The sequence below is a fragment of the Roseibium sp. genome (assembly GCF_048260565.1).
GTDB lineage: Bacteria > Pseudomonadota > Alphaproteobacteria > Rhizobiales > Stappiaceae > Roseibium.
In genome coordinates this window covers 19756-35571 of record NZ_JBLXGP010000018.1, presented here as the reverse complement: position 1 = coordinate 35571, position 15816 = coordinate 19756, and the positions used below count along the sequence as shown (strand labels likewise).

Genomic DNA, 15816 nt, shown 5'->3' with positions numbered 1-15816 from the left:
ACAAATGCAAATCATTCCCAGATGCATATAGTGGACACTGCAGGAGAGGATGATGTTCGCCACACGCGCCCTGATAGGCTTCATGACCGTATTGTTTGTCCTTGGGGTTGCCCCTTCCCGGGCCGCGGACAAGCTCAAGGTGGTCACGACATTCACCGTCATTGCCGACATGGCGCAGAACGTTGCGGGCGACGCCGCCGACGTCGTCTCGATTACCAAGCCTGGAGCGGAGATCCACGGCTATCAGCCGACCCCGCGCGACCTGCTGCGTGCCCAGGGTGCCGATCTGATCCTGTGGAACGGGATGAACCTGGAGCGCTGGTTCGAGCAGTTCTTCTCCAACCTGAGCGACGTGCCGGACGCCGTGGTCTCCGACGGTGTCGAGCCGATGGCGATTTCAGGGGGCACCTACGAAGGCAAACCCAACCCCCATGCCTGGATGGCCCTCGATACCGCCCTTGTCTACGTGGATAACATCCGCAATGCGCTGGTGAGCGCCGATCCGGCCAATGCGGCCGTCTACCAGGCCAATGCGGAACGCTACAAGAAACAGATCGGTGACACCGTCGGCCCACTGCGGGAAGCGGCCCGGGCGCTGCCTGAGGACAAGCGCTGGCTGGTGACCTCCGAAGGAGCATTTTCCTACCTCGCCCGCGATTTCGGACTCAGGGAACTGTATCTTTGGCCGATCAATGCCGACGCTCAAGGCACCCCCCAACAGGTCCGCAAGGTCATTGACCAGGTGCGCGACCACGACATCGGCGTCGTCTTCTCCGAATCCACGGTGTCCGACAAACCCGCCAGGCAGATCGCCCGGGAAACCGGCGCCCGATACGGCGGCGTGCTTTATGTGGACAGCCTCAGCGAACCGGATGGGCCGGTCCCGACCTATCTGGATCTGCTGCGCGTCACTTCCGAGACCATCGTGAAAGGTCTGACCCATGAGTGATGGCATCCGGGCGGAAGGTCTGACCGTCACCTATCGCAACGGTCACACCGCCCTGACCGACGCCTCCTTTTCCATTCCCACCGGCACGATTACCGCACTGGTCGGGGTCAACGGCGCCGGCAAGTCGACCCTGTTCAAGGCGCTGATGAATTTCGTACCCGTCTCCAAAGGACAGGTCGAAATCCTTGGCCAGCCGGTCAGGCAAGCTCTGAAAGCCCAAACGATCGCCTATGTCCCCCAGGCCGAAGAGGTCGACTGGTCCTTTCCGGTTCTGGTCGAGGACGTGGTCATGATGGGCCGCTTTGGCCACATGGGCTTTTTGCGCCGCCCGCGCGCGGCAGATCATGAGGCGGTCAAAGCCGCTCTGGCACGGGTCAACATGACCGACTTCCGCCACCGCCAGATCGGCGAATTGTCGGGCGGACAGAAAAAGCGCGTGTTTCTGGCAAGAGCCCTGGCGCAGGATGCAAAGGTCATTCTTCTCGACGAACCGTTCACCGGCGTCGACGTCAAGACGGAGGAGCAGATCATCGCTCTGCTGCGAACGCTGCGCGCGGAAGGCCGGGTGATGCTGGTTGCGACCCACAACCTCGGCTCGGTTCCGGAATTCTGCGACCGGGTGGTTCTGGTCAAGGGGACAATCCTGGCCCATGGACCGACCGAAGAAATCTTCACCCCGGAAAACCTGCGCATAGCCTTCGGCGGCGTATTACGCCACTTCGTTCTCGGCGGCGAGACCCTGCATGAGGACGCGGACGCCCGCCGGGTCGAGGTCTTCACCGATGACGAGCGCGCCGCGGTTTTTTACGACGACCGGCATCAGACCACAGAGGAAAAGGTTCCGTGATCGACCTGTTGCTTGAGCCCTTTTCCTACGGCTACATGACCAATGCCATCTGGGTGTCGGCCCTGGTCGGCGCGGTCTGCGCCTTCCTGTCAGCCTATCTGATGCTCAAGGGCTGGTCGCTGATCGGCGATGCATTGTCCCATTCCATCGTACCCGGTGTCGCCGGCGCCTACATGCTCGGGCTGCCTTTTTCCATCGGCGCCTTCCTGTCCGGCGGGCTCGCGGCCCTGGCGATGCTGTTCCTGCGCTCCCGCTCCGGGCTCAAGGAGGATGCGGTGATCGGACTGATCTTCACCTCCTTTTTCGGACTTGGACTGTTCATGGTCTCGCTCAAGCCCATGGCCGTTTCGATCCAGACCATCACCATGGGCAACATCCTGGCCATCACCCCGTCCGATACGCTCCAACTGGTCCTGATCGGCGGCGTGTCGCTGGTGGTTCTTCTTGCCAAGTGGCGCGATCTGTTGGCCGTCTTTTTCGACGAAGGCCACGCCCGTTCGATCGGGCTGAATCCGGAAGCTCTCCGGATTGTCTTTTTCACCCTGCTCGCCGCCTCCACCGTTGCCGCAATGCAGACCGTCGGCGCCTTTCTCGTGATCGCCCTGGTGGTCACGCCCGGCGCCACGGCCTACCTGCTGACCGACCGGTTTCCCCGCCTGATCGCACTTTCCGTCGCCATCGGCGCCGTCACCTGCGCGGTCGGGGCCTATCTCAGCTACTTTCTCGACGGGGCCACAGGCGGCGTCATCGTCTGTCTGCAGACTTTGCTGTTTGTGCTCGCCTTCGTCTTCGCGCCCAAGCACGGCACCCTGGCCGCCCGCCGTCGCGTCCGCGCCGCCTTGAAGGAGACGGTCTGATGGGCGACGGCGTGATGGATCTGGCGCTGCTGCCGCTGCAATTCCCCTTCATGCAGAAGGCTTTTCTGATAACGGTGCTGATTGCTCCGGCAGCGGCGATGCTGTCGTGCTTTCTCGTCCTCAAGGGCTGGTCGCTCATGGGCGACGCGGTCAGTCACGCTGTCCTGCCGGGCGTGGTCCTGGCCTATATCGCCGGCGTGCCTCTAGTGTTCGGGGCCTTTCTCGCCGGGCTCTTTACGGCTATCGCCACCGGCTTCATCAAGGACCACTCGCGGGTCAAGCAGGACACGGTCATGGGCGTGGTCTTTTCCGGCATGTTCGGGCTCGGCATCGTGATCTACACCAGCATAGAAAGCGAAATACATCTCGACCACATCCTGTTCGGCAACATGCTGGGCGTTGGCGCCGGGGATCTGTGGACGGCCGGACTGATTGCTGTGCCGGTTGCCCTGATCCTCTGGGTGAAATGGCCCGATGTGCTGGCCCATGCCTTCGACCCGATACAGGCGCGCATGGTGGGGCTGCCCGCCAATGCCATTCACTACGGGCTTTTGATGATCCTGTCGGCAACCATCGTGGCCATGCTCTCCTCCGTGGGGATCATCCTGTCGGTCGCTTTCCTGATTGCTCCCGGCGCCATCGCCTTCCTGCTGACCCGCCGTTTCGCAGCGATGCTCCTGGCCGCAGTGGCCATGGCGCTATTTGCAGGGGTATCCGGCATTTATGTCAGTTTCTGGATCGACAGCGCGCCTGCCCCGACCATCGTCCTGATCCTGACGGCGCTCTTCATCGCCGCCCTGGCCTGGCGCACCCGCCTGACGGCCCGCAACACCACCCGGCCCGCAGCGGTTCCGGAAGACGCTGATGAACCGCAGGTCCGGATGCAAAAACAGCCATGATATGTTCCGGAGACGCCGTGTCTCAACCTGTCTTCGCGGTCGGAGCGGCACTCCGCCGGACTTCGCCAAGATCCGTTCGAAAGGCGATGGGTCGGAATTTCTGCAACAGGTCCTGGTCGATCTTGCTGCCCATCTCCAGAAGCGTCGCAAAAGCCAGGCGGGAACTGAATGCCTTCTTGTACGCCCGTTCTTCCGTCAGAGCCGAATAGATATCGCAAATGGTGAGCATACGGACCCGCCGGTCGATCTCGTTTGCGGACAAGCCGTCCGGATAGCCGCTCCCGTCCAGATATTCATGGTGGTGAACCGCAAGATCGAGAACATCGGGACAGATTTCAGGCCGGCCTTTCAAAATCATGCGGGAATAAACCGGGTGTTTTTTCACCTGGACGAACTCCTCACGCGTCAGTTTCCCCGGCTTGTCCAGAATAGAAAGCGGAATACGCACCTTGCCCACATCGTGAACGATGGCACCGACGCCAAGTAATGCGAGATCTTCAGCCGACGCACCGAGATGTTTGGCAAAGGCGATGGCATATCCGGTTACCATCATCGAATGGCGGAAGGTATGGCTGTGATGCCCCTGCACCGCAGACATCCATGCGCCAAGCCCGTCCGACTGCAGCGCGCTCAACGTCAGTTGAACCGTCTCGGCCATCCGGGTAACCGGCAGTTGAGTGTCCAACATGACCGACAGGGCGATCTGGTCCAGGGTCGCGCAAAGCCGTTCGACGGAGATACGGGTCGCCACCGGCGTATCTGCCGGAAGATCCGGCACGGAATAGTCTCCGATCTGCGACCGCATCTGCTCCAGCGCGTCCTGGAGGGAAATATCCTCATTCCAGAGCTCAGCGAAACCAAGTGCCTTGGCCTGAACCTGTTCCTGTCGCTTTTCCAAATTGATAAGCCCGATCCTCGGACTGTCGCCTGCCTTATCGAGTATGGCACGCAGGTTCGCGACCGCCACCGCGTTCGAGGTTCGGACATCCGCCAGGATAAAATCCACCGGTTTCGCCACAATCGGAGCTTCGCCTGCGTATCCGATAAGTACTGTATCGAAAAACTGGGCCAATTGACGAAAGAGAACCGGACAATTTCTGCTCTCAGGCACCAGAAGCAGTATTCTCATCTCCGAAAACTCCGCAAGATAATGTATTCATTAAAAGATTTAGAAACACGCGAACAAAACCACCCTGATTATTACGGGTTAAAATACGGTTTCTGCGCATATTTTATACGCAATTATCACAAGGCAGGAACTTTACCGGAGGAAACAAGAAGGTTTGTTTGAGCGGATCCGATCCTCAACCGAAGCGAGAAATGGCAAGCCATTCGCCGAAACGATGAAATACCCGCTCCGACAAAACCCATTGGGGCTTTCGTCCTTGTTCCACCGCCATTCGGAGCAATACCGGTCATTGGGTATATGGATTGGTATAGGATCACTCAGGAACCGGGCTGCCCCGTGGGCACCCGGACCGGAAGCGGAATTCAGTTAGAGAAACCAGAAACATGACCAAAAATCCTGTACCGCCGATCTGCAAACCTTCCCCCGCCCAGCCGAAGTGCCGCCAGACCGACCTGCCCTGGGAGTCCCCCAAGTCCAGCCACGAGGATCCGAGGGCTCCCGAGCTCATCGCCGCCATCCTGCGCAGCCCGAACTACCGGCAGGCCGATGAGGACGTCGACTTCCTGAACCGGGACGAGATCCGCGGTATCCGCCTGCAGCTCGACTACACCAAGGCCGAAACCCTTTTTCGGGAGCACGGCATCGCCCATTCCATCGTCGTTTTCGGCAGCACGCGCGTTCCCGAACCGGCGGTCGCGCGGGCCAGGGTCGCCGACCTGCAGACTGCATTGGAGCGGGATCCGGAAAATGCCGACCTTGCCCAGCGCCTCGCGATTGCCCGGCGGGTGCTCGACAAGAGCCGCTTCTATGACATTGCGCGCGAATTCGGCCGGCTCGTCGGAGAAGCCGAACACAAGGTCGGCGATCATCTGGCGGTCGTCACCGGCGGCGGTCCGGGCATGATGGAGGCGGCCAATCGCGGTGCGGCGGATGTGGGCGCACGCACGGTCGGGCTCAACATCACCCTGCCCCACGAACAATATCCCAACCCGTACGTCACACCGGACCTGTGCTACCGCTTCCACTACTTCGGCCTGCGCAAGCTCCACTTCGTCATGCGTGCCCGCGCCCTCGTGGTCTTCCCCGGCGGCTACGGCACACTCGACGAGCTGTTCGAGACCCTGACGCTGATCCAGACCCGCAAGATCGACCCTGTGCCCGTGATCCTCGTCGGCGAAGACTACTGGCGCAAAGTGTTCGATCCGGATTTCCTGGTGGACGAGGGCGTGATCGACCCGGAAGACCGGGACCTGTTCTGGTACGCAGAAACGGCCGAGGAAATCTGGGACGACATCCTGCGCTGGTATGAACTTGCCGGGAAGCCGCTCACGGAATAGCGTCTCAACACCCAAACAATCGACAAATCAGGGAGATGGCAGGCATGGAGATTTCGTTTCACGGAGCGGCGGAAGGGGTGACCGGCTCCTGTCACATGATCACCTGCGCCGGCAAGAAGATCCTGATCGATTGCGGCATGTTCCAGGGCGGCCATGAGCTGAACGAGGACAATGCCGAACCCTTCGGTTTCGACCCGCGCCAGATCGATGTCCTGCTCCTGACCCACGCCCACCTCGATCACTGCGGCCGTATTCCGCTGCTGGTGAAACAGGGGTTCCGCGGCGAAATCATCTGCACCGCCGCCACCCGCGACCTGGCGCGCCTGGTCATGCTCGATTCGGCTCACCTGCACGAGGAAGAGGCTAAACGGCGCCGGCGCCACGGCAAGGGCAGCGAACCGCTCTACGACACCATGGACGCCTTCGACGCCATGGACCGGTTCGGACGCAACGCCGATTACGACAAGCCGATCCACCTGGGCCGCCACATCTCCGCGACCTTCGTCGATGCCGGCCATATCCTCGGCTCGGCCAGCATCCTGCTGGAGCTCGAGGAAGAAGGCCACAAACGGCGCGTTCTCTTCTCCGGCGATCTCGGCCCGGACGAGAGACCTCTCCTCAGCGACAACCAGGCTCCGTCAGACATCGATATCGTGGTTATAGAGACCACCTATGGCGACCGCGACCACAGACCGCTTAATGCCTCCGTCGATGAATTTTACGATGCCATCCGCGATGCCCAGGAACGGGGCGGCAACATCATCATCCCGACCTTCGCCCTGGAACGCGCCCAGGAACTGCTGTTCTACCTGCGTGAGGGCATGGAACGGAAGGAAATCCCGGACACCCTGCACGTGTTCCTGGATTCGCCCATGGCGATTTCCGCAACCCAAATCTTCCGCCGCCATCCGGAAGCCATGCGCGCCGACGTCGAACGGATGCTGAACAGCGGCCAGGATCCGTTCCAGCTTCCCAACCTGCGCTTCACCCGCGAAAGCCATGAATCGATGGCGCTGAACCGGATCCGCTCCGGCGCGATCCTCATGGCCGGTTCCGGCATGTGCACCGGCGGCCGCGTCCGCCACCACCTGCGCCACAACCTCGCCCATTCCGACTGCAGCGTCATCTTCGTCGGCTTTGCCGCGAAAGGCACGCTGGCCCGCATCATCGTCGACGGCGCCCGCTCGGTCCGCCTGTGGGGCAAGGAGATCCCGGTCAAGGCCAGGATCCACACCATCAACGGCTTCTCCGCCCACGCCGGCCGCTCCGAACTGCTCGCCTGGCACCGCCAGGCCGGCAAGCCGGAAATCACCTTCCTCGTTCACGGCGAACAGGAGGAAAAGGAAAGCTTCGCCAAGGCCCTCAAACACACCCGCGTGGAAATGCCGAAGCTGCATCAGCGGTATGAGATATAGGGTGGCAGACGCGTTCGGGTTATCTCAGCTAATCAATCTATAGCTGCGCGAAACAAATATTAGTAAGCTTTCCTCAATTTCAGGTAGTGGAAGGCGTATTCGGCATGCGCGAACAACCACGAAATATGGGGGACAGATGGAAGCGCTGGGTTGCCGGCGTATTCATCGCGTTTGTCTCCATCGCAGGCACGGCCTTTTTCGAAGAAACGGGGAAACAGGCGCTTGTTTGGATCGGCGACCTCTGGAGCCGGTGGACCGGTAGCCGCAGTGTCCAGATTGTTGTCTTTGCTGATCCGGGGCATAGGCCGGTAAACGGTGCTATCGTGGAGATCATTCCACTTGAAGAACACACCGCCCCGGTCTCCAGGAATGCCGATGGCTTCGGCCGAGCTACTTTCAAGGAAATCTCCCACCGGGCTTTCTATGTCCAGGCAACCACCGTTGGACAAACAAACAAATTGGTCTGTACCAAACTTGTCATCGTCAAGGACTACCCCTATTCCGATGAAATCGTCATGAACGACGGCTGTTCGCGCTATCAGTTCCAAATAATGCCGCAAGTAAAAACGGCCAATGCAGGCGATTATCCTTGGCTTGCCATCGCAGAAGCCGAAATCGGAACAGCGGAATTTCTCGGCCTCGAATCGAACCCGCAGATCGACAAATATTTCGCGTCGACAGGCTTTTCAGAAAACCTGAAAAACGAAACCGTTCCGTGGGGATGCGTCTTCGTAGGCTGGGTGCTTACTCAGTCCAATATCGAGCCCCCCGCAAACTTTCCTTTGTGTTCAAGTTTTGACAATTTCGGCACTAGCTCGCCTGGGCCAGAGGTCGGCGCCCTTGGTTTACTTGACCGAAAAGGAATAGAGGAGGCACGGACGGGATTGGTCGGGTTCGTCTCAGCGTTCGACCAAAATGAAGTCACCATGATTGTCGGTAACGTCAACAACAGCGTAACCAAGGTGACTTACCCATTGAACCGGGTGAAGAAATTTATCTGGCCAACTAGGGAACACCTGCCACGGTCCTGACAGGTGCTTGGAGAGCAGTTATCCGGTTCTACGCATGCCGCCAAAGGCGGGAATAGCCTTCGAGCTTTCTACCCCCCTCGACACCCCCGCCTATCCCCTCTATTGATCCTCCCTAGACCAGCCGCCCCGTCCCGGAGCTTCCGTTGACCAAAATCATAGCCCTGTTCATGCTTGCCCTGGCCCTGGTCCAGATCATCAAGCCGCTCGGCTGGCCGGGGCTGAAGAAGCGGTCGGATGCGTGGAAGCTGGCGCTTGGCGGGTTGATGGTGATCGTGATCTCCATCGGTGTGATTGCGCTCTACCAATAAAGGCGGATGCGACTCACCGTCCTCGAAAAAGAGGTCGGCGCTTTCTTCGGCGTCATCCCGGGCGAACGCAGTGAGACCCGGGACCCACTCAATTCCAGAGCCGTAAATCTCTTGATCAAAGCTCCGGCACACGGCACGGCGAGTAGGCCCCGGATCAAGTCCGGGGTGACGGTTTGAGGGCGTGGCGCGTCACGTCTCTATACCTAAGATGACCGGCTGCGGGGAACGCGCATGCCCTCCGCCAGGGCCTCCGGGCGTTCGTCGTTCAAAAAGCAAAATCGTTTGCTTTTTGCCGGCTACGCCGACCTCTCCTCACTCATCCGGATCATTAACGTCCGGATCGTAGTCGGAGGCGTCGAAGCCGAGAAGGTTCCAGGTCTGCTGCATGTGGGGCGGCAGAGGGGCGGAGACGTCGATGACGCCGTGGCCCGAAGGATGGGGAATGACGATCCGGCGGGCAAGCAGGTGCAGCCGGTTCTGGATGCCGCCGGGCAGCTCCCAGTTCTCGATGTTGAAATACTTGTCGTCGCCGATGATCGGATGGCCAATATGGGCGGCATGGGCTCGGAGCTGGTGGGTCCGGCCGGTCACGGGGCGCATGGAGACCCAGGACAGCTTCTGCGCCGACTGCTCCACCACCGAATAAAGCGAGACCGCGTGCTGGGCGTCGTCCTCGCCCTGTCGCGCCACGCGCATGCGCTCCATCTCCTCAGACCGCGCGAGGAAAGTGGAGATACGTCCCTGCTTCGGCTTGGGCACGCCCGCCAGCATCGCCCAGTAGATCTTGCGGGTGTTGCGGTGGCGGAACGCCTTGGTAAGCTCCTGGGCCGCCTTGCGCGTCTTGGCGACCAGGATGATGCCCGAGGTTTCGCGGTCGAGCCGATGCACCAGCTTCGGTTTGTTGCCCTTGCGGTCGGTAAAGGCGTCCAGCATGCCGTCCAGATGGCGCTTCAGCCCGGACCCGCCCTGCACAGCAAGTCCCGCCGGCTTGTTGAGAACCATCACATGGTCGTCCTCGAACAGCATCATGTCCTCAACCGCATTGCGGTCGTCGGCAATCAGCTTGGTCGATTTGGGTCTTTTGTTCTTGGTGTCGTCCGCGGTCAGTTCCACGCCGAGCGGCGGAATACGCACGATCTGGCCCTTGGCGATCCGGGTCGAGCTTTCCACCCGCTTGCCGTCGACGCGCACCTGTCCGGTGCGCAGCAGCTTCTGCAGCCGGCCGAAGCCAAGTCCCGGATAATGCACCTTGAACCAGCGGTCGAGGCGCATGCCCGCTTCGTCTGCGGTCACAGTTTTCTGGTCGATAGCGGACATTTCGTTCTCTTTGCACGCGAGGCTGTTTAGGCCGGGCGCGGATAGGCCGGCCTCAGGCCGGCGTGTCGTTGGCCCTGCGTATAGGCGGTTTCAGGGAATTTTGAAAGCCCTGCCTCGGAACGAGCTTTGAAGACAGTCCTCTCAGGCGGCCAACTGGCGCATCACGAACAGGCCGGCGAAAACGGCGGCAATGGAAAGCGCCACGGACAGGAGCACATAGGCGACCGCCGCCTGGGTGGCGCCGCGCTCCCACATCAGCGCCACATCGAGCGAAAAGGCCGAAAAGGTCGTGAAACCGCCAAGCACGCCCGTTGCCACGAAATAGCGCAGCGATTGCGAGCCGCCGACACCGTGGCGAACCAGCCAGCCGATGAACAGCCCCATGATCAGCGAGCCGACGATATTGACCGTGATCGTGCCGTAAGGAAAGCCGGGACCGAAGGTTCTGATGGTCCACAGCCCGACAAGGTGGCGCAGGCCCGCGCCGATTCCGCCGCCCAGCGCGACAAGGAGGAAATGGTTCATGAGCCCCTCTTGCTCAGAGTGCGCCCGTCTGCCGCATTCGGATCAGCTTCAGGATAACAAGCACGATCGGCCATGTGTGCCAGAAAAGATCGAAGATATCGATGGGCTTTTTCAGTTGCCCCTGAGCCAGCATGCGCAGCTTTTCCACCAGATGCGGCTCGGGGAAGAAGGGGGCGAGGCCGAGCACGATCGCGAACAGCAGCAGTCCGGTCAAAGGGATCTTGTCGAGAAATTCAAGCATTGGCAGCAACGGGGTAAAGGTGAGGGATATGAGACATCGCGGCCGGCCTATTCGGCGGCGACCTGCTTTTCGCCGTCCTTGCCCATCGCCTCGAACTTCTTCACCTGCTCATCGTATTTCGGGTCGATGGTGCCGCACAGCCGGTCCCAGACAGAAAAGAAATTGGCGAAATTGTACTTGAAGCGCGAATGGTGCTGGTCGTGGAAGGTCACGCAGACCATGGGCGACGGCATGCGCGACATCGGCGAGGCATAGAACTCGAAACCCGAGTGACCGATGGTGCCGTTGAAATGATCCCACAGCCGGTGAGCAACGAGCACCGCGGCCGGGATTGGCAGGAACAGCACCGCCCAAAGATAATAGCTCTGCATGACGAAGGCATCGATCAGGTCGTCGGAATAGGTGCTCCAGACCGTCGGCGCTACAGAGCGGTGATGCTCGGCGTGGAAGCGGTAGAGCCACTTGGTGTGCATCAGCCGATGGCCCCAGTAGAACCAGGCGTCGAAAGCTATGACCGAGATGACGAACATCAGCGGCACGGACCACCAGGTCAGCGGCAGCGGATCCACGAACGTATAGCCGCGCACCGAAAGGAAGACCCCGCCCGCCAGGCAACCGGAGGTCGCCGTCAGCGACCAGACACTCTGGCGGATTTCCTTGCCTCTGCGCTTTTCGCCGCGCCTGTGGGCCTGGATGCGCCGTTCCGGATGCCGGTTCTGGATCTTGACCAGCACCCAGCCGGTGGCGAAATACAGGAACACGTTGACCCCGTAGGCCACCGCCCAGAAGGGCAGGAAATCCAGAAAGATGTCGAGGGCCTGTTTCAGCATGTTCCATTCCGCTTTGTGCCAACGTACCTCGAAAGGCCGTGGCAGGATCCGCGCAAATCAGCGCACCTTTTCAAGAGCCGTATCAGGGATCTCGCCTGTCGTCTCCATCTGCTTGACCATGGCGTCATAGCCAGGGTGAACCGTTCCCATCATCCGGTCCCAGATGGAGAAGAAGTTGCCATAGTTATAGTGGAACTGGGAATGATGCAGATCATGAAAGGTGGTGCAGATCATCGGCGACGGCCAGCGCGACGATTTCGAGGCGAAATATTCAAAGCCGGAGTGGCCGACCATACCCGTGATCTGGTCGAACAGACGCAGGGCGAACACCGATAGCGCCGGAACCGGCAGCACGAACCAGACCACCAGATAGAACCCGTGCTCGATCAGCGTGTCGACGATCGCCGAGCTGTCGTTGCTCCACACCGTGGGAGCGACCGAGCGGTGATGCGGCAGGTGCCACTTGTAAAGCGACGGCCAATGCAGGATCCGGTGCCCCCAGTAGAACCAGCCGTCGAACAGGACCATGCAGATGACGAACATCAGCGGGAACGACCACCAGGACAGCGGCAGCGGGGCGACCAGCGTCCAGCCCTGCGTCTGGGCAAAATAGCCCGCCGACAGGAGCACCGAGGAGGTAGCCAGCGCAGACAGGGACGCGCGGATCTCCTTCCTGACCCGCTTCATGCCGTCGCGGTGCTTCTGGATGCGCCTGTCCGGATGGCGCCTGTTGATCGCGGTCACGACCAGACCGGTCGCGAAATAGACCACCAGCATGGCCGCATAGATCGCGGCGAAGACTGTCAGATAGTCCAGCAATAACTGCATGTCGCGTCAGTCCCGCCGTCCTGCGTAGATCCCCTCGAACTCCGCAACCCGCTTGTCGTAGGTCGGATGGACCGTGCCGCACAGCCGGTCCCAGAAGGAGAAGTAATTGGCGTAATTGTAGACGAAATACTGGTGGTGCTGATCGTGATAGAGCGTACACAGCAACGGCCAGGGCCGGCGCGCGCTCGGGCTGGCGAAATGCTCAAAACCGCAATGACCGATGGCGGCCGAGACCTGGTCGAAGACCCGGTGAGCGAGAAAGACCGCCGCCGGCATGGGAACGACGAACAGCACCAGCGCGTAATAGGAATGGGCAAACAGCGTATCCACCGAAGAGCCGGCATCATTCGACCAGACCGTTGGCGTGATTGTCATGTGATGCGGCTTGTGAAACCGGTAGAACGCCTTGGTGTGCAGGATCCGGTGGCCCCAGTAGAACCAGGTGTCATGCAGGAACAGAGACAGCACGAAGAACAGCGGTGCCGACCACCACGTGAGCGGCACCGGCGCCACCAGGGTCCAGCCGTTGAACTGGGCGTAGAGCCCGATCGCCAGGCAGGTGCTGGTGATGGAAAGCTGCCTCGTGGAGGACTTGATATCCTGGAGCGCCGTGTGGGTCGGAGTGCGCTTCTGAATGCGCCGCTCCGGATGGCGGGCATTGAGCGCGGTCATGGTCAGGCCGACGGAAAACAGGATGACGAGGCTTGCCAGATAAAGCGCGGCAAAAAGCAGAAGGAATTCCAGAATGCCGTTCAGGAACGGATTTTCCACCAATGCCATAAACACGCCTCGCGTGGGAATGAAGAACGGCCGGACTGACCCGCACGGCCATCCGGCTTCGAGAAACTGAATGGTCTCTTTATAAAAACACCCGGCGTTGCAATGCAAACCGTGGTGAATGCTTAGATACAGAAATCGGCCGTTTCCCAGGCCAATGCGGCAATTTGCTTCCGGATCTGCGGAATAAGATCTGCATCGGCCCGCAACACCGGTTCTTCCTCGTCCAGAATGGCGGTGAAGATCGCGTGGCGAAAGGCCTGCTCTTCCTCCGGCGAAAGAACCTGTGCTCCCGCGGCGGACAGCACGATGCTGATCAGCCGGTCCGCGGCGTTCAGGCGCCCCCACAGGTAATCATGCTCGCGCCAGCGCCGGTTGAAGAATGCGCCGAACGTATTGAGGTTTTCGCCCTTGAGCTCGAAACCGTCCGCGCCGAAACTGCCGGCATCGCGCGGACTGATCCGGTCGACCAGGATCTCGCTGACCTCGGAAAAGTCGTTGCTCTGCAGCAGCGGAAAGGTCACCAGGTCATAGAAGGCAAAGCCGACATAGCGCTCCGTCAGCTCACGACCGACGGTCTCCGCGAGCAGCGGGTCCTGGGTCAGTTCCGCAAACACCTCATCCTGCATCCGGTCGAGATCCTGCAATCCCATGAGCTGGGCGACATGCTCCAAAAGCGCCTTCAGGAGGACATCCCTGTTCGGAACCGCTTCAGCTGGTTGCGCCAGAGCCTGGCACAGGTCCTTGGCCAGTTGCCCGCTGTCCGCGCCGTAGAAGTCTTCGCGCCAGCGCCAGCGGAGATTGTCGATCTGCTGGTAGAGCCGGCTCTTGAGGTGGTCCAGACCGGCGATCGCCTCACCGCCGGCATCGGCTTCCCGGACACGTGGGTAAAGGCCGTTGAGCTTGCGGATGGCAAAGCGCAGACGCCGGACGCGATAATCCACATCGAGGCCGCGCAGAAGGGCAACGACCTCCGTGTCCGGTTCAGGCGGCCCCTCCCCGCTTTCCTTGGTAAGATTGGTAAAATGATCGCCGATCAACCAAAGCAACGCATCCTTTCGCTCTGCCCGACCTGTCGGCCCCGCCATGGCTGCGATCAGCTCCGAAAGCCGTTCGCAGACCGCATGCAGCTTGAGCGATTGATAGTTCAGGAAGGCATAGCCGGCCTGGGTATGAGCATCCGCATTGGCCAGCGCCCGGTATTTCGTCAGCGCCTCGGCCTTGATCCGGGTTCGTCCGCGCAGGATCTTGCGTACGGCCTTGTCCACCACCGGATCGGCCGCGGCAATCGTTTCCGCCAGCCAGCGGCCCCGGCGGTTGCGGGCTTCGATATCCCTCAGCTCGTCGCCGATGGGTTCGTTGCGCGGGATGTGAGCAAGTGAAGCCAGGATGGTCCGGAAGAAACTCGGCATTTGCTGCCCGTTGTCCTCGACCGCCTCGACACCGCCCGGCGACGGGTCCACATAAACCAGCCTTCGCGCCACCTCACGGGAGGCCGGACGCTGCTTGATGACGTCGATCACAGGTCCGAACGGCTTGTTCATGACCACGCTGCCGTCGACGAAACACCGATTGCCGGGCTGCTCGGGATCGATTTCCAGTCCCTTGGCCAGAAAGGCCGTCCGGTTCGGCCAGGGGAGACGGGCCTTCTTCAGGACGTGATCCATTTCCGAAACCGTCGCCGGGGCAAAGGCGCCCGGAAAGGAGGAGGTTGACCGGGCGGCGAACACCAGTTCGGGAATACAGTCCGAACCGAACTGGCTCTGCAGATCGCCCGGCATCCTGTGCATGGCATGGAAATTCAGGATGCGGCGATGATCCAGCTCCTCGATGAAATTGGGGTCGTCGATGCGGATGCGCCGGCGCTGGCCATAATAGTCCGTCAGGGTCACGAACAGGTCCAGCGTCTGGCCGCGCGGGATCAGGGTTTTTCCGTCTTCCATGTGGCTATCCATCCGCGCACAGGCATCCAGCATCCAGCCGATGTAGCGTGAGCCGGAAAACGGCGGCTTGAACCAGCGCGACAGCATGAAGGTGCGCAGCTTTTCCCGTGTCTCGGGATCCTTGATCCGGGCCTTCAACTGGCGCGAGATCAGCCGGTCGAGCACGGGGCTCACACCTGACTTGAGATAGCGGGAGAACCCGTTCTGGGGCCGTGCCAGTTCGGTCACGTCGGCATTCTTGAGCCAAAGATCCCGGTGGCTGTCGAGCGGGAGATCATGCGCCAGCGCGCGGGCAAGCATGATGCCGTTGACCCCGCCGGCAGACGCGCCCGCGATCGCATCGGCAACGACGCGGATATCGATCGTTCCCGCGATCCGGTCGAGAAGGTCCCGGTAGACCTTTTCACAGGGAGAGGCAGGCCTGTCCATCGACGGCGTCACGTAGATGCGTCCGTTACCGGCGGCCCGCGAAGCGGAGGCGCGGACCAGATTGAGCACCTCCCGGCTGACGCCATGCATGTAGATGGCGAGCGACACGCCGCCATAAAACACAAAAGCCAGCCGAAGCTCGAGTTCCTTCATC

Annotated in this window: 16 protein-coding genes; 8 read left to right on the top strand and 8 right to left on the bottom strand. The window is 60.8% G+C overall.

Annotation, left to right across the window (positions count from 1 at the left end; translation table 11 throughout):
* Positions 1–82: 82 nt before the first annotated feature.
* The 4 genes from ACN0SO_RS25390 to ACN0SO_RS25375 are packed head-to-tail and all read left to right on the top strand — an operon-like array spanning position 83 to position 3552.
* The gene (locus ACN0SO_RS25390) at positions 83–949 is read left to right on the top strand and encodes a metal ABC transporter substrate-binding protein (protein ID WP_417682557.1); all 867 of its coding nucleotides are present in this window, start codon (positions 83–85) and stop codon (positions 947–949) included.
* Complete coding sequence (locus ACN0SO_RS25385) at positions 942–1796, top strand: manganese/iron ABC transporter ATP-binding protein (protein WP_417682394.1); 855 nt, start codon at positions 942–944, stop codon at positions 1794–1796. The genes ACN0SO_RS25390 and ACN0SO_RS25385 overlap by 8 nt, the downstream gene beginning before the upstream one ends.
* Positions 1793–2653 (top strand): metal ABC transporter permease, encoded by an 861-nt coding sequence (locus ACN0SO_RS25380; protein ID WP_417682392.1) that lies wholly within the window; start codon positions 1793–1795, stop codon positions 2651–2653. Before ACN0SO_RS25385 ends, ACN0SO_RS25380 begins: the two co-directional genes overlap by 4 nt.
* Entirely contained in the window at positions 2653–3552 is a 900-nt protein-coding gene (locus tag ACN0SO_RS25375) for a metal ABC transporter permease (protein WP_417682390.1), read from the top strand. The genes ACN0SO_RS25380 and ACN0SO_RS25375 overlap by 1 nt, the downstream gene beginning before the upstream one ends.
* 22 nt (positions 3553–3574) lie before the next feature.
* Here the strand turns inward: ACN0SO_RS25375 and ACN0SO_RS25370 are convergent, their stop codons facing one another.
* Entirely contained in the window at positions 3575–4570 is a 996-nt protein-coding gene (locus ACN0SO_RS25370; protein ID WP_417682388.1) for an HD-GYP domain-containing protein, read from the bottom strand.
* Positions 4571–5064: 494 nt separating this feature from the next.
* Between ACN0SO_RS25370 and ACN0SO_RS25365 the strand changes: the two genes are divergently transcribed.
* The 4 genes from ACN0SO_RS25365 (at position 5065) to ACN0SO_RS25350 (ending at position 8772) form a co-directional block, all read left to right on the top strand.
* Positions 5065–6018 (top strand): LOG family protein, encoded by a 954-nt coding sequence (locus ACN0SO_RS25365; protein WP_417682386.1) that lies wholly within the window; start codon positions 5065–5067, stop codon positions 6016–6018.
* Between the two features lie 44 nt (positions 6019–6062).
* Positions 6063–7433 (top strand): MBL fold metallo-hydrolase RNA specificity domain-containing protein, encoded by a 1371-nt coding sequence (locus ACN0SO_RS25360; RefSeq protein WP_417682384.1) that lies wholly within the window; start codon positions 6063–6065, stop codon positions 7431–7433.
* A gap of 104 nt (positions 7434–7537) precedes the next feature.
* Positions 7538–8464, top strand: coding sequence for a hypothetical protein (locus ACN0SO_RS25355; RefSeq protein WP_417682382.1), 927 nt, complete (start codon positions 7538–7540; stop codon positions 8462–8464).
* Between the two features lie 143 nt (positions 8465–8607).
* Positions 8608–8772 (top strand): hypothetical protein, encoded by a 165-nt coding sequence (locus tag ACN0SO_RS25350; protein ID WP_417682380.1) that lies wholly within the window; start codon positions 8608–8610, stop codon positions 8770–8772.
* A gap of 312 nt (positions 8773–9084) precedes the next feature.
* Here the strand turns inward: ACN0SO_RS25350 and ACN0SO_RS25345 are convergent, their stop codons facing one another.
* The 7 genes from ACN0SO_RS25345 to ACN0SO_RS25315 all read right to left on the bottom strand — a co-directional run bounded on the left by ACN0SO_RS25345 (position 9085) and on the right by ACN0SO_RS25315 (position 15815).
* Positions 9085–10089, bottom strand: a complete 1005-nt coding sequence (locus ACN0SO_RS25345) for an RluA family pseudouridine synthase (protein WP_417682378.1) — start codon at positions 10087–10089, stop codon at positions 9085–9087.
* Positions 10090–10230: 141 nt separating this feature from the next.
* Positions 10231–10614, bottom strand: coding sequence for a fluoride efflux transporter CrcB (gene crcB, locus ACN0SO_RS25340; RefSeq protein WP_417682376.1), 384 nt, complete (start codon positions 10612–10614; stop codon positions 10231–10233).
* Positions 10615–10627: 13 nt separating this feature from the next.
* Positions 10628–10855: a hypothetical protein gene (locus ACN0SO_RS25335; RefSeq protein WP_417682374.1), complete on the bottom strand. Its 228-nt coding sequence runs from the start codon at positions 10853–10855 to the stop codon at positions 10628–10630.
* Between the two features lie 47 nt (positions 10856–10902).
* On the bottom strand, positions 10903–11685 hold the full coding sequence (locus ACN0SO_RS25330) for a sterol desaturase family protein (protein ID WP_417682372.1): 783 nt from the start codon (positions 11683–11685) through the stop codon (positions 10903–10905).
* A 57-nt stretch (positions 11686–11742) separates the two neighbouring features.
* Positions 11743–12513, bottom strand: coding sequence for a sterol desaturase family protein (locus ACN0SO_RS25325; RefSeq protein ID WP_417682370.1), 771 nt, complete (start codon positions 12511–12513; stop codon positions 11743–11745).
* 6 nt (positions 12514–12519) lie between these two features.
* Positions 12520–13293, bottom strand: a complete 774-nt coding sequence (locus ACN0SO_RS25320; RefSeq protein ID WP_417682368.1) for a sterol desaturase family protein — start codon at positions 13291–13293, stop codon at positions 12520–12522.
* A gap of 122 nt (positions 13294–13415) precedes the next feature.
* Positions 13416–15815: a patatin-like protein gene (locus ACN0SO_RS25315; RefSeq protein ID WP_417682366.1), complete on the bottom strand. Its 2400-nt coding sequence runs from the start codon at positions 15813–15815 to the stop codon at positions 13416–13418.
* Position 15816: the final 1 nt, after the last annotated feature.